This is a genomic window from Synechococcus sp. A15-127, assembly GCF_014280215.1.
GTDB lineage: Bacteria > Cyanobacteriota > Cyanobacteriia > PCC-6307 > Cyanobiaceae > Parasynechococcus.
Map to the genome: position 1 here is coordinate 1,752,435 of NZ_CP047948.1, position 18,856 is coordinate 1,771,290.

At 61.8% G+C, this 18,856-nt stretch carries 21 protein-coding genes and 1 pseudogene; 19 read left to right on the forward strand and 3 right to left on the reverse strand.

Annotation, left to right across the window (positions count from 1 at the left end):
• Nucleotides 1-2,595: a DNA gyrase subunit A gene (gyrA, locus tag SynA15127_RS09325; RefSeq protein WP_186483822.1), complete on the reverse strand. Its 2,595-nt coding sequence runs from the start codon at nucleotides 2,593-2,595 to the stop codon at nucleotides 1-3.
• A 93-nt stretch (nucleotides 2,596-2,688) separates the two neighbouring features.
• Between gyrA and SynA15127_RS09330 the strand changes: the two genes are divergently transcribed.
• From SynA15127_RS09330 to rsmD, 5 genes and pseudogenes are all read left to right on the forward strand, one after another.
• On the forward strand, nucleotides 2,689-3,228 hold the full coding sequence (locus SynA15127_RS09330) for a CAAD domain-containing protein (protein WP_186483823.1): 540 nt from the start codon (nucleotides 2,689-2,691) through the stop codon (nucleotides 3,226-3,228).
• 70 nt (nucleotides 3,229-3,298) lie between these two features.
• Nucleotides 3,299-4,462 carry a GuaB3 family IMP dehydrogenase-related protein gene (locus tag SynA15127_RS09335; RefSeq protein WP_186483824.1) on the forward strand — a complete coding sequence of 388 codons (1,164 nt, stop codon included), beginning with the start codon at nucleotides 3,299-3,301 and terminating at the stop codon, nucleotides 4,460-4,462.
• A gap of 219 nt (nucleotides 4,463-4,681) precedes the next feature.
• Nucleotides 4,682-5,005 (forward strand): thioredoxin, encoded by a 324-nt coding sequence (gene trxA, locus SynA15127_RS09340; RefSeq protein ID WP_043692066.1) that lies wholly within the window; start codon nucleotides 4,682-4,684, stop codon nucleotides 5,003-5,005.
• 24 nt (nucleotides 5,006-5,029) lie between these two features.
• Entirely contained in the window at nucleotides 5,030-5,665 is a 636-nt protein-coding gene (gene hisH / locus SynA15127_RS09345) for an imidazole glycerol phosphate synthase subunit HisH (protein ID WP_255475455.1), read from the forward strand.
• Nucleotides 5,662-6,195, forward strand: a pseudogene (gene rsmD, locus SynA15127_RS09350) (16S rRNA (guanine(966)-N(2))-methyltransferase RsmD); the annotation flags it as partial. The gene hisH and the pseudogene rsmD, both read left to right, overlap by 4 nt.
• A 10-nt stretch (nucleotides 6,196-6,205) precedes the next feature.
• Here the strand turns inward: rsmD and petG are convergent.
• Nucleotides 6,206-6,319: a cytochrome b6-f complex subunit V gene (gene petG / locus SynA15127_RS13570; protein ID WP_071839763.1), complete on the reverse strand. Its 114-nt coding sequence runs from the start codon at nucleotides 6,317-6,319 to the stop codon at nucleotides 6,206-6,208.
• Between the two features lie 58 nt (nucleotides 6,320-6,377).
• Here petG and SynA15127_RS09355 point away from each other — a divergent pair, with 58 nt between their 5' ends.
• The 7 genes from SynA15127_RS09355 (at nucleotide 6,378) to SynA15127_RS09385 (ending at nucleotide 13,207) form a co-directional block, all read left to right on the forward strand.
• A complete protein-coding gene (locus SynA15127_RS09355; protein ID WP_043692074.1) occupies nucleotides 6,378-6,776 on the forward strand; it encodes a cytochrome c in 399 nt (132 codons plus the stop codon).
• On the forward strand, nucleotides 6,773-7,516 hold the full coding sequence (locus SynA15127_RS09360) for an RNA methyltransferase (protein ID WP_255475456.1): 744 nt from the start codon (nucleotides 6,773-6,775) through the stop codon (nucleotides 7,514-7,516). Before SynA15127_RS09355 ends, SynA15127_RS09360 begins: the two co-directional genes overlap by 4 nt.
• Nucleotides 7,517-7,545: 29 nt before the next feature.
• Nucleotides 7,546-8,712 (forward strand): serine hydrolase, encoded by a 1,167-nt coding sequence (locus SynA15127_RS09365; RefSeq protein WP_186483827.1) that lies wholly within the window; start codon nucleotides 7,546-7,548, stop codon nucleotides 8,710-8,712.
• Nucleotides 8,709-10,100, forward strand: coding sequence for a DUF3370 domain-containing protein (locus SynA15127_RS09370; protein WP_186483828.1), 1,392 nt, complete (start codon nucleotides 8,709-8,711; stop codon nucleotides 10,098-10,100). Before SynA15127_RS09365 ends, SynA15127_RS09370 begins: the two co-directional genes overlap by 4 nt.
• A 4-nt stretch (nucleotides 10,101-10,104) precedes the next feature.
• Entirely contained in the window at nucleotides 10,105-11,193 is a 1,089-nt protein-coding gene (gene bchI / locus SynA15127_RS09375) for a magnesium chelatase ATPase subunit I (RefSeq protein ID WP_186483829.1), read from the forward strand.
• 15 nt (nucleotides 11,194-11,208) lie between these two features.
• Entirely contained in the window at nucleotides 11,209-11,673 is a 465-nt protein-coding gene (gene ruvC / locus SynA15127_RS09380) for a crossover junction endodeoxyribonuclease RuvC (protein ID WP_186483830.1), read from the forward strand.
• A gap of 1,270 nt (nucleotides 11,674-12,943) precedes the next feature.
• The gene (locus tag SynA15127_RS09385) at nucleotides 12,944-13,207 is read left to right on the forward strand and encodes a hypothetical protein (RefSeq protein WP_043692091.1); all 264 of its coding nucleotides are present in this window, start codon (nucleotides 12,944-12,946) and stop codon (nucleotides 13,205-13,207) included.
• 80 nt (nucleotides 13,208-13,287) lie between these two features.
• Here the strand turns inward: SynA15127_RS09385 and SynA15127_RS09390 are convergent, their stop codons facing one another.
• Nucleotides 13,288-13,578 carry a DUF3104 domain-containing protein gene (locus SynA15127_RS09390; RefSeq protein WP_186483831.1) on the reverse strand — a complete coding sequence of 97 codons (291 nt, stop codon included), beginning with the start codon at nucleotides 13,576-13,578 and terminating at the stop codon, nucleotides 13,288-13,290.
• A gap of 248 nt (nucleotides 13,579-13,826) precedes the next feature.
• Between SynA15127_RS09390 and SynA15127_RS09395 the strand changes: the two genes are divergently transcribed.
• From SynA15127_RS09395 to SynA15127_RS09425, 7 genes are all read left to right on the forward strand, one after another.
• The gene (locus SynA15127_RS09395; RefSeq protein WP_052378165.1) at nucleotides 13,827-14,048 is read left to right on the forward strand and encodes a hypothetical protein; all 222 of its coding nucleotides are present in this window, start codon (nucleotides 13,827-13,829) and stop codon (nucleotides 14,046-14,048) included.
• Nucleotides 14,049-14,841: 793 nt separating this feature from the next.
• Nucleotides 14,842-15,108, forward strand: coding sequence for a hypothetical protein (locus SynA15127_RS09400; protein WP_186483832.1), 267 nt, complete (start codon nucleotides 14,842-14,844; stop codon nucleotides 15,106-15,108).
• 525 nt (nucleotides 15,109-15,633) lie between these two features.
• Entirely contained in the window at nucleotides 15,634-16,242 is a 609-nt protein-coding gene (locus SynA15127_RS09405) for a 5-formyltetrahydrofolate cyclo-ligase (RefSeq protein WP_186483833.1), read from the forward strand.
• Nucleotides 16,239-16,685, forward strand: coding sequence for a carboxypeptidase regulatory-like domain-containing protein (locus SynA15127_RS09410; RefSeq protein WP_186483834.1), 447 nt, complete (start codon nucleotides 16,239-16,241; stop codon nucleotides 16,683-16,685). The genes SynA15127_RS09405 and SynA15127_RS09410 overlap by 4 nt, the downstream gene beginning before the upstream one ends.
• A gap of 8 nt (nucleotides 16,686-16,693) precedes the next feature.
• Nucleotides 16,694-17,137: a SufE family protein gene (locus SynA15127_RS09415; RefSeq protein WP_186483835.1), complete on the forward strand. Its 444-nt coding sequence runs from the start codon at nucleotides 16,694-16,696 to the stop codon at nucleotides 17,135-17,137.
• A 37-nt stretch (nucleotides 17,138-17,174) separates the two neighbouring features.
• Complete coding sequence (locus SynA15127_RS09420; RefSeq protein WP_186483836.1) at nucleotides 17,175-18,491, forward strand: homoserine dehydrogenase; 1,317 nt, start codon at nucleotides 17,175-17,177, stop codon at nucleotides 18,489-18,491.
• Between the two features lie 110 nt (nucleotides 18,492-18,601).
• A complete protein-coding gene (locus SynA15127_RS09425; protein WP_370593978.1) occupies nucleotides 18,602-18,841 on the forward strand; it encodes a hypothetical protein in 240 nt (79 codons plus the stop codon).
• Nucleotides 18,842-18,856 lie beyond the last annotated feature (15 nt).

Below are 18,856 nucleotides of genomic sequence, written 5' to 3' on the forward strand. Positions count from 1 at the left end.
TCAGTCGTCCACTGCGGTGGCGTCCTCGTCCTGGTCGTCCTCCTGCTCAGCTTCCGGGGGAACCAGCACAACCTCCGAGAGGCGATCACCCTTATCCAGGCGTTGCAGCCTCACGCCTGTGGCAGCACGCGACTGCTGTGGGATCGCATCTGCACTGGTGCGCACGATCACGCCTTTCTCGCTCACCAGCAGCAGCTCTTCACCGGCGCCAAGCACCCGCAGACCCACCAGCGCATCAACGTCGGTGCGGAACTTGATCGCCCGCAGCCCCATCCCAGCTCGCTTCTGCAGGCGGAACTGGGTCACCGGCACCCGTTTGCCGAGTCCTGAGGCGGAGGCCACCAGCACCCAAGGCCCCTCGACGGCAGCGGAATCGCCACCCTCGTCATCGTCAGCATCACTGGCGGCCACCTGATCCGCCAGCTCAGCCGGCAGCACATCCATGCTCACCAGGCTGTCCCCCTTCCGGAGGTTCATGGCGCGGACGCCGCGGGCGCTGCGCCCGAGAGGCCGCAGTTCGTCATCGCTGAGGCGGAAATGAATGGTCATCCCGGTTCTTGAAGCGATCAGCACACTGTCTCCCTGGATGGCCAGACGGACCCAGGAGAGCGCGTCGCCGTCCTCGAGCCCGATGGCGATCAGACCGTTGGAGCGGATGTTGCTGAAAGCCGAAAGACGGGTCCGCTTGATGAAACCGCCACGGGTGAGCATCAGCAGATCAGTGTCGTCGCTGAACTCCGATACCGGAATCAACGAGGTGATCGCCTCCTCCCGGGGAATCGGCAGCAGCTGAACCACTGGCATTCCCTTGGCCGCACGGCTGCACTGGGGCACGCGGTAAGCGGGCAGGGCATACGACACACCGCGGTCGCTGAACAGCACCAAGGTGTCGTGGTCGTTGCAGCTGATGAACAGCTTCACCGCATCTTCACCCTGGCTGCGGGTGCCGGCCTTGCCGCGGGTGCCGCGGCTGGTGGCCTCAAATTCGCTCACCGGCATCCGCTTGAGGTAACCGGTCTCGGTGAGCAGCACCACCGAACGCTCATTGGCGATCAGATCGATGTCAGACAGGCCACCGCCGAGATCGAGGATTTCGGTGCGGCGTGGTACTGGGTAGCGCTCCTGCAGCTGACCGAGCTCGTCCTGGATGATGCCGAACACCCGCTCACGCCGGCCAAGGATGTCCTTGTAGTCGGCGATCTTGGTGACCAGATCCTCGTGCTCAAGCCGGATCTTGTCGGCCTCCAGAGCCGTCAGACGACGCAGCTGCATCTGCAGGATGGCATCGGCCTGGACGTCGGAGAGGCCATGGCGCTCCTGCAGCTGTTGCCGAGCCGTGGCCGTATCGGGAGCAGCCCGGATCAAGGCAATAATCGGATCCAGCTGATCGAGCGCCAGCAGCAGGCCCAGCAGGATGTGGTCGCGCTCTTCGGCCTTGCGCAGCAAATAGCGGGTGCGGCGCTCGATCGTCTCGACCCGGAAGTCGAGGAACACCTCGAGCATCTTGCGCAGCGTGAGCAGGATTGGCTCGCCATTCACCAGCGCCAACATGTAGGCGCTGAAGTTGCTCTGCAGCGGGGTGAGCTTGAACAGGTTGTTCAGCACCACCTGCGGGTAGGCGTCACGGCGCAGTTCCACCACGATCCGCATGCCATCGCGGTCGCTCTCATCGCGGATGTCAGAGATGCCCTCGAGCTTTTTGTCGTTGACCAGCTCTGCGATGCGCTCGATCAGCGCCGCTTTGTTGGTCTGATACGGCAACTCCGTGATGATCACGGCATCGCGATCGGGGCGTCCCGGCACCTCGAGCGTTTCAATGTTGGCCACTCCGCGCATGGTCACCGAGCCGCGGCCGCCCAGGTAGGTCTCGCGGATGCCTTCACGCCCCAGGATTTGACCACCGGTGGGGAAATCCGGGCCAGGGATCAGTTGGATTAACTCCTGATCGGTGATCTCAGGGTTCGCGATCAACGCGAGTAAGCCATCAATCAGTTCATTGAGGTTGTGGGGCGGAATGTTCGTCGCCATCCCCACGGCGATGCCCGCCGAACCATTCAGCAGCAGCTGAGGGATCCGGGCCGGAAGCACGGTTGGCTCCTGCTGGGAGCCATCGAAGTTATCGGCGAAATCAACCGTCTCCGCCTCGATGTCTTCCAGGAGGCTGTCGGTGGTCAGCGCCCGCAATCGCGATTCGGTGTATCGCATGGCCGCCGGTGGATCGTTGTCCACCGAGCCGAAATTGCCGTGCCCATCAATCAGGGGCATCGACATGGAGAAGTCCTGGGCCATGCGCACCAGCGCGTCGTACACGGCGGTGTCGCCGTGGGGGTGATATTTGCCGAGCACTTCGCCCACCACACGGGCGCATTTGCGGTAGGGCCGATCGCTCGTCAGCCCCAGCTCGTACATCGCATAGAGGATTCGTCGATGCACAGGCTTCAACCCATCGCGGGCATCGGGCAGCGCCCGACCCACGATCACGCTCATCGCGTATTCCAGATAGGAACGCGACATTTCGTTGCGCAGATCCGTCTGGATGATTCGATCGTCGGAATCGCCGGGACCGCCGCCTCCGGGCCCCACTGAAACCGCCATACAAGGGATTGTCTGCCTCGCTTCAGTTTATCTCGGCCTGCGGAACATCTCAAAAACCTCAGATAGGCTGCCGTTTCCAGATTCGCCGGTGTCATGGGACCGACTGACGAACCCCTCTCCGAGGCTGCGGCGAGCGACGGTCCGACACCCACACCGGCCCCCACTCCCACTGTGACGCCGGAGCCGACACCAGCTCCAACGCCGGCCCCAACCCCTGCCGTGACCCCGGAGCCGACACCGGCTCCCACACCAGCGCCTTCCGCGGAACCGACCATCACGGCCAGCGTGACGATCCCCGCTCAGGAGAACGCCGAAAGCGAGGGCGGCGAATGGAACCTGCTGCTGGAGAAGCTGCGGGGCCTGATTGACGGAGATCAGCTCAAGGTCCTCTGGATCCAGCTGCGACTGCCGATCCGCCTGATCACCGCCCTTATCCTTCTGGTGGTGGGCGTGCAGATCTACAGCGGTCTCATCCGCACGATCAACAGCGTGCCCGTCGGTTCAGGACTGCTGGAACTGATCGGCCTGATCTGGCTGGTGCGGTTCAGCCTGACCAACCTGATCCGCAGAAGTGATCGTGCCGAGGTGATCAGCTCGCTTCGGGCCCGCTGGGACAAGGTGATCGGACGCTGAGTCCCCCTTGCCGAGCGGCACTGCGGTCAATCCCGGTTGGTAGCTTGAACCGACTCGACCAGACCGCGCGGTGGACATTCAGCTCGGACGCTTCAAGACCGTTCGCCGGGCCTACGGAATTGATGAAATCGCCCTGGTGCCCGGGGGAAGGACCGTCGATCCCGACGTCACTGACACCCATTGGAGCCTCGGGGGGATCGAGCGGGAGATTCCGATCATCGCCAGCGCCATGGACGGGGTTGTCGATGTCGCCATGGCTGCGAGGTTGTCGGAACTGGGAGCGCTGGGGGTTCTGAACCTCGAGGGCGTGCAGACCCGTTATGAAGATCCCAACCCGATCCTGGATCGGATTGCAGCGGTCGGGAAGGACGCCTTTGTGCCGCTCATGCAGGAGCTTTACAGCGCTCCTGTGCAGGAAGAACTGATCCGGCAGCGCATCAGGGAGATCAAAGAGAGGGGCGGCATCGCCGCGGTCAGCGGCACCCCTGTGGCCGCAATGCGCTTCGGGTCAGCGATCGCGGAAGCCGGTGCTGATCTGTTTTTTGTTCAGGCGACCGTGGTGTCGACGGAGCACATCGGACCTGAGGGACGGGCCAGCCTTGACCTGGAAGCCCTTTGCCGCGACATGGGGGTTCCCGTTGTGATCGGCAACTGCGTCACCTACGAAGTCGCCCTGCAGCTGATGCGGGCCGGTGCCGCCGGCGTTCTGGTGGGAATCGGTCCGGGGGCCGCCTGCACATCCCGTGGGGTTCTGGGAGTCGGCATTCCCCAGGCCACAGCGGTGGCCGACTGTGCAGCCGCCCGTCGCGACTACGAACAGGAGAGCGGGCGCCACGTGCCGATCGTGGCGGATGGTGGCATCGTCACCGGCGGAGATATCTGTAAGTGCATCGCCTGCGGAGCCGATGCGGTGATGATCGGCTCCCCGATCGCCCGTGCTGATGAGGCACCGGGTCGTGGGTTCCACTGGGGCATGGCGACCCCGAGCCCTGTTCTGCCACGCGGAACGCGCATCAACGTCGGCAGCACTGGAAGCATCGAGCGGATCCTGCGCGGTCCCGCACTGCTCGACGACGGCACCCACAACCTGCTCGGTGCTCTGAAGACCTCGATGGGCACCCTTGGAGCCAAGACGCTGCGGGACATGCAGGAGGTGGAGGTGGTGGTGGCCCCATCCCTGTTGACGGAAGGGAAGGTGTATCAGAAAGCACAACATCTGGGGATGGGCAAGTAATCCGCAACAACTCCGACCTGGAGCGGAGACGCAACCGGATCCCGGAGTTAGGGTCGAGGAGTGTGCGGGCCTAGGTCCACACACTCCTCACACACCCCGGCCCGACGAGCTCGGGCTTTCTCTCTTTTTGCGGAGCCACCGCTGATTCCAAGGGCGTCCACCGGATGTCTGAAAGGCCTGGATTTCGTTGCTACATTCCTCGCAATCCACTCCGGGTTTATGTCCAGCGCCGCTCCGGTCACTGACGCTTCCTTCGAGCAGGACGTTCTCCAGAGTGATGTGCCGGTTCTTGTCGATTTCTGGGCCCCATGGTGCGGACCCTGCCGCATGGTCGCTCCGATCGTTGACGAGATCGCCAAGGAATTTGAAGGTCAGATCAAGGTTTTCAAGCTCAACACCGACGAGAACCCCAACGTCGCCAGTCAGTACGGTATCCGCAGCATCCCCACGCTGATGGTGTTCAAGGGTGGGCAGAAGGTTGACACCGTCGTTGGTGCCGTTCCCAAGGCAACCCTTTCCGGCACCATCTCCAAGTACCTCTGATCGGGGACGCGTTCCCTCTTAGATTTGGAACTGGGACTGATCGATTACGGCATGGGCAATCTGCACTCCGTGCGGAAAGCCCTTGAACGACTCGGTCAGAGCCTGCGCCCTGTTTCAGCACCCCACCAGCTCCAAGGCTGCGATGCCCTCATCCTCCCGGGGGTCGGCGCTTTCGACCCCGCCATGGAGAACCTGGAGGCCACCGGGCTGGTTCCCCATCTGAAGCGCTGGGGGAACGAGCAGCGTCCGATCCTCGGGATCTGTCTCGGGCTTCAATTGCTGTTCGACTCCAGCGCCGAAGGGGAACGCGACGGGCTCGGATTGCTACAGGGTCGGATTGAACGACTTCCGGTTCAGCAGGGGGAGCGGATCCCCCACATGGGCTGGGCTCCACTCTCCTGGCGACAGAGTTGTCCGCTGTTCCCTCCTGAGGAGCCGGCGCCCTGGGTGTATTTCGTGCACTCCTTCGCCGCCGTTCCGTCCGATCCGAGAACAACCGCCGCGACGGCACCCTTCGGTGCCACCGATGTGACGGCGATCGTCTGGGAGGGCAGGACCGGGGCCTGTCAGTTCCATCCGGAGAAATCGTCCGACGCAGGGACCGGGCTGCTGCGTCGCTGGATCGAATGGCTCAGCGCAGGGGCCCCCCTGGTGCCATGAGCGGCCAACTGCGCCTCAGCGGGGGACGCAGACTCAAGAGTCCTCCGGGCCGAGGCACGCGCCCCACCACCGCCCGGGTGAGAGAAGCCGTGATGAACATGCTCGGCAGCCGTCTTGAGGGCTGTCGCTGGCTCGACCTCTGCAGTGGCAGCGGAATCATGGGCTGCGAGGCGCTGCTGCATGGAGCCGCCGCCGTTGTGGCGGTCGAACGGGACGCGAAGACGGCGGCCGTTTGCTCGGAGAACCTGAGCATCGCGGTTGAATCAGCGCCACAACCCTGCGGGTTCGAGGTGATCCGTCAGGACCTGGCCAGCTGTCTGCGTCGCGGCTGGACGCCGCAGGGATTCGATCTCGTCTACATCGATCCGCCCTATGCCTCGGGCCTCCTCACCAATGCCCTGACACTTCTGAGCGAAGGAACCTGGCTCAACCAGGATGCCCTGGTGATCTGCGAACACCCCGCTGATGCCAGCATCGAGCCGCCGCAAGGGTGGACCATCAAGGACCGGCGCCGCTACGGCATCAGCGGCCTGCTGCTGCTCAACCCTCCAGAGCGCCACCTCGGCGGTACTGGTTCCATGCCGCCACGAACAGACCCAGCAGCGTGACGGGAATCAGTCCCAGAACAATGCCGCAGAGAAGGGGTTCGATCATGACGACGCGTCGGCAGGGAGAATCGAACACAATTCTTCCATGACCTGTTCATCCGAGCATGGAGTCGACATCAACTGCTGCGGAAGAGGCTGCCGTCATCAAGGAGGGGGGCCGCGGACTGATCACCGCCCTGGTGGTGCTCGCCGCCAGCGCCTGCATCGTGCTGCTGCTCTGGGTTCTGGGGAATGCCCGCCAGGATCCCTACATCCGGGCCACCCTGGATCTCCAGGGCTCCACGGACCATGGCGGGCAGCTGTTCCGGATCAACTGCGCCGGCTGTCACGGTCTTGCCGGACAGGGATTGCTTGGGCCCACGCTCAAGGGCATCACCGAGCGAGTCGGTGATGCGCAGCTGATTCATCAGATCGTGAGCGGTGAGACCCCGCCGATGCCGAGTTTTCAGATGGAACCGAAGGCCATGGCTGATCTTCTGGCCCATCTGCACCAGCTGAGTTGAAGCGCCCGCAGACGGTGGTCGTCCTGGTGGAGCCGGCCGGGCCGATCAACGTGGGCAGCGTTGCGCGGCTTTGCGCCAATTTCGAGGTGCGGGAACTGCGTCTGGTCAGCCCCGTTTGCGACCCTCAGGATCCGGAGGCTTGCCGGATGGCCGTCCATGGTCTGGAGCTGCTGAAAACAGCACGGAGCTGCACATCGCTGCTGGAAGCCGTGGCCGACTGCCGGCGCGTGGTGGCGAGTTGCGGACGCCTGGATCACGGCTCGATCCCCCTGCATGCTCCGGAGGAAGCGCTGGGCTGGCTTCTCACCGGCAGGCAGGATCAGAGCGACGATCGGCCAGTCGCCGTGGTGTTCGGCCGGGAGGACCGGGGGCTCAGCAACGATGAGCTGCGGCTCTGCCAGCGCGTGCTGACCCTGCATAGCTCCGGCAGTTATCCCTCGCTCAACCTTTCGCATGCTGTCGCCGTGGTGCTGCACGAGCTGGCCCGACTGCAGACCCTGCCAGAGCACGACGGCGATGCCGAGCCGGACCCGGCCCCGCCGCGCCAGCTGGATCACTGCCTGGAGGATGCTTCAGACCTCCTGCTGGACGTGGGCTTTCTGCTGCCTCACACCGCCGCGGCACGGATGAACAAGGTGCGCGATCTGCTGCAACGGGCTTCGATCCAGGCCGGGGAAGTGGCTCTGATCCGGGGAATGGTGCGTCAGCTGCGCTGGGCGCTCACCACCCGACGCCCCTAACCTCTGCCGATGATCCGCGAGCAACAGGCGTGACGGGCCGACGTTCATCCCGTTCCAACCCTGGCTGGCAGCAGCCGCTTTGGCTGCTGCTTCGTCTGATCCTCTTCGGCGTCGGGCTCGGCGTGCTCAGCGGCACGGCCCTCAAGCTGCTGGCTCCGCAGGTGCGTCAGCAGACCCTGCCCGCACTCCCCTGGCTGAACGACCTGATCGCCCTCACCAGCGACCATCAGCCGGACGACACGAACACAACGGCGACCAGCGAGTCCGCTCCCTCCCAGGAGCAGCCGATCACTCCAGCTCTGCTGCCGGGACAGTTTCTTCCAACCCAGGAGATCACCGCCCTGAGTCAGCGATGGACACAGTTGGCCGCGGCCCAGGACGACCTCGAAGCCACTGCTTTTCTGCTGGTTCTCGATGACGGTCGCTACGCCCAGATGCAGGCTGACCGTGCGATGCCGGCCGCGAGTTCCATCAAGACACCGATCCTGCTGGTCAGCCTGGAGCAGATCGACCGTGGGGATCTGCGCTGGAACGAACCTCTGACGCTCACCAAGCCAGTGGTGGGAGGCGGTGCCGGCTGGATGGCTTTCAAGCCTCTGGGGACGCGTTTCCCGACCTACGAGGTGGCGACCGAGATGATCCGCATCAGCGACAACACCGCCACCAACCTGCTGATTCAGAGAGCCGGCGGCAAGGAACGTCTCAACAGCCGCTTCCAGGCCCTGGGACTGACCGCCACCAAGGTGAACAACTGGCTCCCGGATCTGGATGGCACCAACACCACGAGCGCCCGCGACCTGAGTCGTGCCATCGCCCTTGTCGACACTGGAGGAACGCTCTCCCTGCGGACCCGGGATCTGTTCCGCGATGTGATGGGCACATCGGTCACCAACACGCTTCTGCCCAAGGGACTGATGCAGGGCCTTGGGGGAGATCAGGGTCGGCCTGATCCAGCGCTGAGCCGCAAGGGCTACCGCGTTTACAACAAAACCGGCGACATCGGCATCGCCTACGCCGATGCAGGACTGATCGAACTGCCCGATGGACGTCGGGCCGTGGCAGGCTTTCTCGTGAAGGGACCGTTCAACGATCCGCGTTCCACCAACCTGATCCGAGCCATGGCTGCAGCGATGGCTCCCCATCTCAAGCCAGCGCCGAGCCCACCGCGAGCCGCCTCCGCCCAGCCTTCCCCATGAGCCTGAGAGCCCTGCTGACCGCTGCATTGATCGCCCTGCCGGCCGCCGCGATCGCCACGGGACCCGCCTGCCCGGCCGTGCGGGCCGACGCCTTCGCGCGCCAACAGGAGATCCGTCCGCTGCCAGGCGCGCTGGACGAGGTGCTGATGGTGAACGACAACAATCCCGAGTTGATCCGGGACGAGGGCATCCTGCTGTCGACCTTTCCGGAGGGAGGCGCCGACGCGTTGACGGTGCCGCTGAACGGTCGCTTCGATCTCTTCAGCCATCACGTCTACGCCGGCAACGACGACACGCTCGACTCGACCCTCTGGCTGGCGGTGATGGTCGCCCCTCTGGACGGCACCCCCGTGACCATGGAACTGCTGGAGGGCAGCACATCGCTGTCGCAGGCCACCCGCCCCGGCCAGTCCGCCGCCCCCTTCCTGCCCCTGCCAGCATTCATGCGCGAGACGACGGAGATCGTTGCCGCCGGGCCCGGCAGCCGGGTGGCCGGTGATCTGCTGGCAAAGCGTCGGGCTCCGGAACTGCACACGACGCGTTGGTCGCTGGAGCCGGGCGATGCGACGCCGATTGTGGTGCTGCCGATCCCCGTAGCCGGCCTCGACCCCCTGCTGAACGGACGCAATCTGCAGCTGCGACTGCGCAGTTCAGCCCCCGTGGCCCTCGCCACCCTGGCGGCCTACGGCAGTGCCGACACCCCGCCTCCCACCAGCCGCTGGCAGGAAATGCTCCACAGCGGGGAACTCAGCTCCAAGGAACACAGCCCAACACCGCGGGGCGCCAAGGGAAAGATGGTCTATTCCCGCGTCAGCGGTGTTCAGATCGGCAGCAGCTGGAGCGCACGGATCACCGATCCCAGCAGCGCTCATCTGGCCATTCCCTCCCAACCGCTGTCCTGGCCGATCAGCAGCCTGGAACGGGGATCCCTCGGCACCGGACAGGTGCAGACCGCGGAGCTGCAGGCGTTCCATCCGGACACCGCCTGGGCTGCCCATGGCAACTACGGGGTCACCTATGACCTCAGCTTTCCTCTCAGCAACGATGGCGACCATCCCGCCAGCGTTGAACTGGCTCTGGAATCGCCGCTCAAATCCGATCAGCCCAGCGACAGCCTCAGGTTCAGAACCTCGATGACCGGTCCGGTGATGTACCGCGGCCCGATCGAGGTCTCCGGCCTGGATGACCACGACGGACGTCCCCTCGGCCGCCAGACCATTCATCTGGTGCTGCGTCAGGGACAGCAGGGACCGGCCCTCGGGCAACTGACCCTTGCCCCCGGTGAGCAGCGCAACGTGCGGGTCCGTCTGGTTTATCCAGCCGATGCCACACCCCCGCAGGTGCTCACCCTCCGGCCTGTGAAACAATCCAGGACACCTGACACGTGAGTCTGTGAGTGCACCCCGGAAGCGCAGGGTCTTCCCCTTCACCGCCGTGATCGGTCAGGAGGAGATGAAACTGGCGCTTCTTCTCAATGTGATCGATCCGCGCATCGGCGGCGTGATGATCATGGGGGATCGGGGCACAGGGAAATCCACCACCATCCGTGCCCTGGCGGATCTGCTGCCGGACATCGACGTGGTGGCGGGTGATCCTTACAACAGCTCAGCCACGGATCCAGACCTGCAGAGCAGCGAGGTGCGTCAGCGGCAGGAGCAGGGTGAGGCGCTGACCACCGAACCGCGCCAGGTGCCGATGGTGGATCTGCCGCTTGGCGCCACGGAGGATCGTCTCTGCGGAACCATCGACATCGAGAAGGCCCTCAGCGAAGGGGTGCGTGCCTTTGAACCGGGCCTTCTGGCCAAGGCCAACCGCGGGCTGCTCTATGTGGATGAGGTGAATCTGCTGGATGACCACCTGGTTGATGTGCTGCTGGATTCAGCAGCCTCCGGATGGAACACCGTGGAACGGGAAGGGGTGTCCGTCCGCCATCCTGCGCGCTTCGTGCTGATCGGCTCCGGGAACCCGGAAGAGGGGGAACTGCGTCCGCAACTGCTGGATCGCTTCGGCATGAGTGTCGAGGTACGCACCGTGCGGGACCCGGAGCTGCGGGTGCAGGTGGTGGACCAGCGCACCGCGTTTGACAGTGATCCCGACCGGTTCAGCACAGCGATGGAGGACAACCAGAAAGCCCTGCAGCAGAGGGTGGTGGAGGCTCAGCAACGGCTGGAGCAGGTGGTGATCGATGAGGATCTGCGCCTGCGCATCTCCTCGGTCTGCGGCGAACTGGATGTGGATGGCCTGCGCGGCGACATTGTCACCAACCGGGCAGCCCGCGCGCTCGCCGCTTTTGAAGGCCGCATCGAGGTGAGTGAAGACGATGTGGCGAGGGTGGCCTCCTGCTGTCTGCGCCACCGCCTGCGCAAGGACCCCCTGGAGCAGGTGGATTCCGGCGAGCGGGTGGTGAAGGTGTTCTGCAAGGTGTTCGAGCGCAGCGAAAGCAGCGACCGCGCCGAGTTCGAACTAGCCCTGGCGGCCTAATCCGCCAGGAACTGCATGCGGATCCTCGGCATCGATCCGGGCCTGGCCCGGGTGGGCTATGGGGTGATCGACACCACAGGCGGGCAGCAGCGGATGCTCGACTGCGGGATCATCCGTACCGATCCAGGCCGACCCGATGGCGATCGGATGGTGGAGATCGCCGGGGATCTGCGCCAGCTGATCCGGCGCTGGCGACCGCAACTGGCTGCGGTGGAGAAGTTCTTCTTCTACCGCTCAAGCAACACCATCAGCGTGGTGCAGGCCCGCGGTGTGGTGATGATGACCCTGGCGCGGTTCAAGGTGCCGGTGGTGGAGTTCCCGCCGATGCAGATCAAGCTTGCCCTGGCCGGATTCGGCCATGCCGACAAGGACGAGGTGCTGGAAGCCGTGATGCGGGAACTGAATCTGTCAGATCCTCCACGCCCCGATGATGCCGCCGACGCTTTAGCGGTGGCCCTCACCGGCTGGTTCCAGCGATAAACAAGCCCTACCGCGTCAGACATCGATCCCTCGCAGGAAAAAACAGCGATTTCAGCCGCATGATGATGAACCAAACGCCCCAATCGCTCTGCCGATGCCGGCGAAATCAAGGGGATTGATTACGACGCTTTGCGGCGTCCTCTGCGACGGCTGGCTTTCTTCGCCACGCCGGCTTCGACCGACGCCACGTTATTGACTGGAGCAACAGTTCGAGATCTTGCCGACTCTCTGGCCTCTTGCTTCTGAGTGCCGGGACTGCTCGTTGCTGCTGAGGTCCGCGTGTCTCCGACAGCTTCGATAGGGATTCCACATTGCCTTGCCGCCTTCATCCACTGGCCCATGAATCGGGTGTCAAGGCTGATGGCGCGCGCAGTGGAAGGCCTGGAGCCATTCACGACTCCAGTGGTGATCCGGAGTTGTCGTCCAGAGAAGGGCCCCATGTTTCGCATGATCGCTAGCGCTCACATTGCGACTCCGGAGCAGCGATGAGAAGTGCAAATCAACAGTTCTTATTCAAGCAAAAGCTGCCTGGACTACCCCCCATCCACGGGTCAAGGCATGCCCCGATCTCCACTGACGCTCAAATCCTTGTCACCTGAATCCTCCAGTTGCAGAGATTGCTCTGGAACACTTGATTTTCAATCCGATTTGGATGATCTCTATCGCAGGACAAGCCACAGCCTCGCCATCCTGCTAAGCACAGCTAAGCAGATATGCTCAACCTTGACAAACGGTCTCATTCCTTACAAACACCCGGAAAATCAGCGGCCTAAATTTCAATCAAAATAGAAGAAATTTCGTGAATTCAGCACCAAGCTGCCCGATACGAATAGCTCTTGAGAGTATTGATGATCCAGATTCACTTCAGGATCAATGCCTGACAGCCCACGAAATCGAGTGGCGACGATGGTCCACATGGCAACAAGAGAGGACTGCCAGAAAGAGATTGAAAAAACTGTACAGCGTTGATTGAAGAACTACTTCTTCGCTTCAAAGCCTCTGCAGGACTTTCAAATTCAGTGCGGCAATCCGCGCATCAACCAGGATTCATACACAAAGAACAGAAGGAAGAAAATGACGATGCCAACGACGAGGAGCCTGCCGTTCATAACCCGAGCTCTCATTTGCACTTACGCTATACCTCATCAGCCATCGAGCCAAAGCCAAACCAAAGGTGATATTTGGATATGAAAACTCAATCTTGCGAAAGCGACCTCCGTTGGACGCGAGAACAGTCAGTTGTTAACATTCGCCAAGCCATGCGTCTGCGATGAAAGCGCTTGCCTCTGTCGCCACGACTCTTCTATTGATCGGGTTCGGCGCGACATCCGCACATTCACGCTGCCTTGCGTGGACTGCGATCAACGACGTTGAACAGAACATGGCAAAAGGAATGTCGATTTACTACGCACTATCCGACGCACAAGACAAAGGTCTGATTGACGGAAAAGGCGATTGCCTGACAAAAATGCGCCAAATCGCCGAGAAATCAAGGACGTTATATCCCAACGCCTACGGAGCGATCTGGTACTAAGAGCCATCGGTCGATGGTCCATCCAGAAGGAAAACAACGAACGCCCGAAGACTCAAAATATCAACTTGAGTTGTCAACACCTAACAAAAGTCGGTCACAGGGTGAGTGACAGAAATCAACACTCTTTGCACGCAGTCGGCATTGCACCAACGAAGAGCACCTGTATCCACATCTGCAACCTGGAAGAGCGAAGGAGACCGTGGATCACGGGCACTGCCTTCACAGAAGAGCACCTCCGCCAAGTACCAGCCGTTGGTATCGGTGTTGACCAGCTCGGGGTGCTCCCAGACAACGACGACATCACCTGGCTTGACGTCCAGAAATGCAGGCCGACGCGTTGATTGGAGCGGTTTGCTGTAGTCAACAGACATCTGGCCATTCCCTGATACATCTGTCCTAAGTCTGCTTAGAGGGAGAATCCATGAGCACTCCTACTCAGGTCATAAAGTTTGCTGGGATACACGATGAGCCTGTCGGGTCGTTGGGGGCCCAGGCACTGGGCGAGTGGGAGGGCTTGCCCTTTTTTCATGTCCAGCGATCAGCGTTCATGGCAGCTGCACCGCTGACACACGGGCCTGCGTTGAACTAGACCATGAATGAGACCTGGAAGTCCATAACCATGCAAGCGCTGCCAATGCTTGAGAAGCCAGCGGAAGAGACCCTGATCGATGCCTTACGTGGGTGCAAACAGGCCACACAGCTGAAGGAACTTGAGCAGCGACTGGCTTCAGTCGAGGATGCCCCACCACTGTTCGACTGGATCTGCGATCTGCTGGTGAAGCGTCGCCTGTCCAGGCAACGAGCAGCCACCTTGCTCTCGCAACTCCACAGCATCAACTGAGGCGGCTGGAACGCGTCCGATCTGAACCCTCGAAACGCTCTGCCGACCATCGGAGCCATGCCGAGAAACCTCTAGAACAGCTCTTAACAAAGCCGTTAGCCAATGGTCTAACCCGCTACAAAAAAGCAAAAAGAAGTAGCAACCAGCACAAATATTCTGGATTAATCCTTAAATAGCGGCGCTGGCGATACGGATTGCGTTGAAAGCTGAAAAAAAGTCTGCATAGTTGCGCGTGCAATACATTCGCTCACATGCCTGTCTGCACCTATCGCGGCGTTCGCTACGAAACCTCTGTTGATTCGCAGACTCATACTCAAATCAAATACGAACGCAAACATTACAAGAATGCTATCAACGAGGCATCGAGAATAGGCCGCATGTCCTATCGCTGGGTCAGGTATTGAGCCCACTCGTTTCAAAGATGCAACCGAATAGTTACGCCTTGCTCATCAACCGCTGATCATTCAAGCGCTGACTATGATCACTCGTTGAATATCTGTATAATTAAGGCGCACTATTCATCTATTCCGATGAAATCTTTGTATCTGCAGTGTTCAACAGATATGTTTTGGCCTTGATCAACCGGAAGACAACCAACATCCGGGGATGTCGAAGCTGAGCCGATCTCACCAACGCGATGCGATCTCTCCCTGCAAGAGCATTGGTGGAAACCCCTCCATCAAAGGAACGGATTCCAGATCGTTCCGCCGAAGATCACCGACTTATCCGCCTTGAAGACGTGAATGCAACAAGCCATTTGTTGTAGAATCACGATTGATCGATCAACTGCACCATGGAGTTCACAATTGTCATTCTTGATGAACATATTGCCTCCTATTCACAACTAAAATGGACAGACTGGAAAGATGACAACCGGAAGCAGATGATTAGCCAGGGTGACAACTGGTCCAAGACAACCTTGATCGGCAATGACATATGGGGATGCCTCGAAAGTAATAAAATTGATCCTCTACACCTTGTGCAATGGAAGCCTGCATCTGAGAAGCTCCACAGGGTCAGCCTGCCACCCCACCCCCATCCTTTTGATCAGTCCAGATAACGGAGTTCGGGCACTCCGTGCACCAGGAAGACCTCCGTGCATTGCCTAAAGAGATAACCATTCTCATGCGTGATACGAGACAATACAAAAAGAATGCTTTTGATTGACCCCTCGTCTTGATCATCATAAATTCCCAACGGATGAGTAGGGGTTTTGCAGAGCTGCATCCCTTCTCCATCCGCCTCTTCCTTGCCTCAAAGAGTGAGATCTTCAACTTCAGACACATCAGTTTAATAATCAATCAAGCTCCAGTGATTGAGCTTGAATCGCTACTTTCTATTCATCACATTACAAAACAAAAAAACAACGAAAACCGACAGATTCGTGCGATTTTTCTCCGTGCCATCAAGTGATTGGGACGAACACCTGATCAATCACCGCTCATGATGCGTTGCGGGAGTCCGAAGACCCACGCTGAGGGCCCCTGGATCGAGGAACAGCCCGATGCCTGACCCTCCGCTCGTCGCATCCCTCACCGCAACAATCTCCGAACAACACCAGAACTCTCACAAGCGTTAGGTCGATATGCGTGATGAAGGCCTGGTTCCCGCGATCACCACCAAGCAGAAGCTTCGCCGTCACTTCCGGCAGCTGCGAAGTGAGCAGTCCTGCCTCTTCCCCGCCATTCGCGCCGCCGTTGAAGCAGACACGGAGGCCGTCCATCGGCCGCTGTCCAGCGATCAGATGATCGGCATCTACTGGCCCCTGGCGGATGAAGTGGATCTGCGTGCGCTGCGACAGCAGGGGCCCGTCGCGCTGCCGGTGGCGGATGGTCAGGGGGGGCTCGTCTACCGCCACTGGGCCGTGGACAGTGCGAACGCTCAGATCCTGAAACCCGACGGCTGCGGCATCCCGGCTCCCGCGGAAGGCCGGACTCTGCGGCCGGAGGAACTGGCCTGCCTGCTGGTGCCGGCCCTTGCCATCGACCGCCAGGGAGTCCGCCTCGGCTACGGCGGCGGTTATTACGACCGGCTGCGGCAACAGACGCCCTGGCGGGCCGTGCGCGCCCTGGCGGTGCTGCCGTCGGCCTGCATCACCGACACGCCACTGCCGCGGGATCCCTGGGATATTCCCTTCGATGGCTGGATCAGCGAGCAGGGACCTGGTCGTCCCCCGGGGACGACCGCATCATGAGCGTCACCTGCTGCCCGGCTGCCATGCGCCCCCTGCTCGCCTTCCTGACTCTCTCAGCGGCGTGTCTCGCGGCAGGCATCGCCGCCCCAGGGCAGGCGCACCAGATCGAGTCGGCCCTGAAGTATCTCGATGGCGATCTGGAACTGAGCACGCGTTTTTCGAACGGTGAGCCGGCCAGCGGTGCTGTCGTGCGTCTGCTCAATCCAGATGGCACGCCTGGGGTCGAACTCGGTCGCACGGATGCCGATGGCCAGGTGAGGCTTGATCTGCAGGCCATTGAGGACGGTCGCTACGACCTTCAGGTGGACGGCGGGCCCGGGCACCGGGACTATCTGGACATTCCCGTCCAGCAGGGACGTGTCCGGCTGGATGAGGTGGTGCAGGCCCCCCTGACGCTGATGCTCGTCGGGTTGCTGGTTAGCGTGCGACGTCGATGTGACTGATCGCAAAGATGGCCGCCAGCACCGGCAGTGAGTCTCTTGACCGGATGGTGGAACGACTCGGGGGAACAGCGGATCCCCGACGTCGGTATGAGTACGTCCTCTGGCTGGCCAAGAAACTGACGCCTCTGCCTGTGGAGCAGCAGACTGACAACCTGCGGGTGCGGGGATGTGTGTCCCAGGTCTTCGTGCGGGGGGAACTGGATCAGGGTGTGATGCGCTGGCAGGGAGACTCCGACGCGCTGATCACCAAAGGACTGCTGGCGTTTCTGATCGAGGGTCTGAATGGACTGACCCCACCACAGGTCAGGGCCATCGACCCCGGCTTCATCGAAGCCACAGGACTGCAGGCGAGCCTGACCCCGTCCCGGGCCAACGGCTTCCTGAACATTCTTCGGATGATGCAGGCCCAGGCGGCTGCCCTGGACAGTTCCGGCGGCCCCGCTAATTCATAGAGTCAGGCTTGATCGTTCAGTGGGTGGATCGACGGGAATGGGTGCACGGATCGGCGTCGGCTTGCTAGGCCTCGGCACGGTGGGTGGCGGGGTCGCCTCAATCCTGCTGTCCCCGCAGGAACGTCATCCGCTGGTCGCTGATCTTGAGCTGATCCGTGTGGCCGTGCGTGATCTGCAGCGGCCCCGACCGGTCGATCTGTCGCCCGAACAGCTCACCACAGATCCTCAGACCGTGGTCGAGGATCCGCGCGTGGACGTCGTGGTCGAGGTGATCGGAGGGATCGAACCGGCCCGCTCCCTGATCCTGGCGGCGATCAAGGCGGGCAAATCGGTTGTGACCGCCAACAAAGCGGTGATCGCCCGTCACGGCGGAGAGATTGCACAGGCCGCCGCAGCCGCAGGTGTGTACGTGCTGATCGAAGCCGCCGTCGGCGGGGGGATCCCGATCATCGAACCGCTGAAGCAGTCCCTCGGTGGCAACCGGATCAATCGGGTCAGCGGAATCATCAACGGAACCACCAATTACATCCTCACCCGCATGGCCGATGAGGGCGCGGCCTATGAGGATGTTCTGGCGGAAGCCCAGCGACTCGGCTACGCCGAAGCCGACCCCGCAGCGGATGTGGATGGTCTCGATGCGGCGGACAAGATCGCCATCCTCTCGACCCTCGCCTTCGGCGGAGGCGTGGATCGCCAGAGCATCCCGACCGAGGGCATCAGCCGGCTTCAGGGAGAAGACGTGGATTACGCACGCCAGCTGGGGTACGGCGTGAAGCTGCTGGCGGTGGCCGAACGGATGGCGACATCCGAAGCCAGCGCAGAAGCGCTGGCACTGTCACTGAGGGTGCAGCCGACCCTGGTGCCCAGTCACCATCCACTGGCGGGCGTTCAGGGCGTCAACAACGCCATCCTGGTCGAGGGGGATCCCATCGGGCAGGTGATGTTCTACGGCCCGGGAGCCGGAGCAGGACCGACCGCATCGGCGGTGGTCGCCGACATTCTCAACATCGCCGGGATCCGGCAGGCCAGTGGTGGTGACGGCCGGCTGGATCCGCTGCTGGCGGCTGGCAGCTGGAGGTCTTGCAGCCTTGTTGACCCGGGGAATGTCCGCCAGCGGCACTACGTCCGTTTCAACACACAGGATGCTCCGGGTGTGATCGGACGCATCGGCGGCTGCTTCGGCGATCGCGACATCTCGATCCAGTCGATTGTGCAGTTCAACGCCAGCTCTGCCGGAGCTGAAATCGTCGTGATCACCCACGAAGTCGACCAGCGGCGCATGGACGAGGCCCTGGCGGCGATCCGCGCCCTGCCGGAAGTTTCGGGACTCGCCGCCCATCTCGGGTGTCTCTGAAGCCCTGACCGAGCCAAGGCGGACTGGCGGGAAAAGCGCTGGATGGTCCAGACTGTCAATAATCACGACAGCTCTGATTTGAAGTTGCTGATCTGTGTTGGGTGCCGTTCATGACGAACGCCACCATGACCGATGGTGTTTCAGGCTGCAGCCTCCTGGACCCCCCTCCGACGATGGATGTGCATCAGGGCGACTGTGTGAACCTTCGCAGTGATCAGGGCACCTTCCAGGTGATCGGTGTCGACGGAGAACACAATCGCTGCTGGGTGCGGCGCTGGCCGATCGAGGCGAAGGGTGGCTCCCCGGTGTTCGAGATCTCGATGCAGCAGATCGAGCCGGTCGCGGCCTGAGAGCAGCGTTGATTG

Excerpts from the sequence above, each read along its gene's own strand:
- ruvC (WP_186483830.1), top strand. The coding sequence starts at position 11,209 with ATGCGGATCCTCGGCATCGATCCGGGCCTGGCCCGGGTGGGCTATGGG.
- SynA15127_RS09390 (WP_186483831.1), bottom strand. The coding sequence starts at position 13,578 with ATGTCTGTTGACTACAGCAAACCGCTCCAATCAACGCGTCGGCCTGCA.
- trxA (WP_043692066.1), top strand. The coding sequence starts at position 4,682 with ATGTCCAGCGCCGCTCCGGTCACTGACGCTTCCTTCGAGCAGGACGTT.
- gyrA (WP_186483822.1), bottom strand. The coding sequence starts at position 2,595 with ATGGCGGTTTCAGTGGGGCCCGGAGGCGGCGGTCCCGGCGATTCCGAC.
- SynA15127_RS09355 (WP_043692074.1), top strand. The coding sequence starts at position 6,378 with ATGGAGTCGACATCAACTGCTGCGGAAGAGGCTGCCGTCATCAAGGAG.
- SynA15127_RS09395 (WP_052378165.1), top strand. The coding sequence starts at position 13,827 with ATGCAAGCGCTGCCAATGCTTGAGAAGCCAGCGGAAGAGACCCTGATC.
- SynA15127_RS09420 (WP_186483836.1), top strand. The coding sequence starts at position 17,175 with ATGGGTGCACGGATCGGCGTCGGCTTGCTAGGCCTCGGCACGGTGGGT.
- SynA15127_RS09385 (WP_043692091.1), top strand. The coding sequence starts at position 12,944 with ATGAAAGCGCTTGCCTCTGTCGCCACGACTCTTCTATTGATCGGGTTC.
- SynA15127_RS09410 (WP_186483834.1), top strand. The coding sequence starts at position 16,239 with ATGAGCGTCACCTGCTGCCCGGCTGCCATGCGCCCCCTGCTCGCCTTC.
- petG (WP_071839763.1), bottom strand. The coding sequence starts at position 6,319 with ATGATCGAACCCCTTCTCTGCGGCATTGTTCTGGGACTGATTCCCGTC.
- SynA15127_RS09400 (WP_186483832.1), top strand. The coding sequence starts at position 14,842 with ATGGAGTTCACAATTGTCATTCTTGATGAACATATTGCCTCCTATTCA.
- SynA15127_RS09405 (WP_186483833.1), top strand. The coding sequence starts at position 15,634 with ATGCGTGATGAAGGCCTGGTTCCCGCGATCACCACCAAGCAGAAGCTT.
- SynA15127_RS09415 (WP_186483835.1), top strand. The coding sequence starts at position 16,694 with ATGGCCGCCAGCACCGGCAGTGAGTCTCTTGACCGGATGGTGGAACGA.
- SynA15127_RS09425 (WP_370593978.1), top strand. The coding sequence starts at position 18,602 with ATGACGAACGCCACCATGACCGATGGTGTTTCAGGCTGCAGCCTCCTG.
- SynA15127_RS09330 (WP_186483823.1), top strand. The coding sequence starts at position 2,689 with ATGGGACCGACTGACGAACCCCTCTCCGAGGCTGCGGCGAGCGACGGT.
- SynA15127_RS09370 (WP_186483828.1), top strand. The coding sequence starts at position 8,709 with ATGAGCCTGAGAGCCCTGCTGACCGCTGCATTGATCGCCCTGCCGGCC.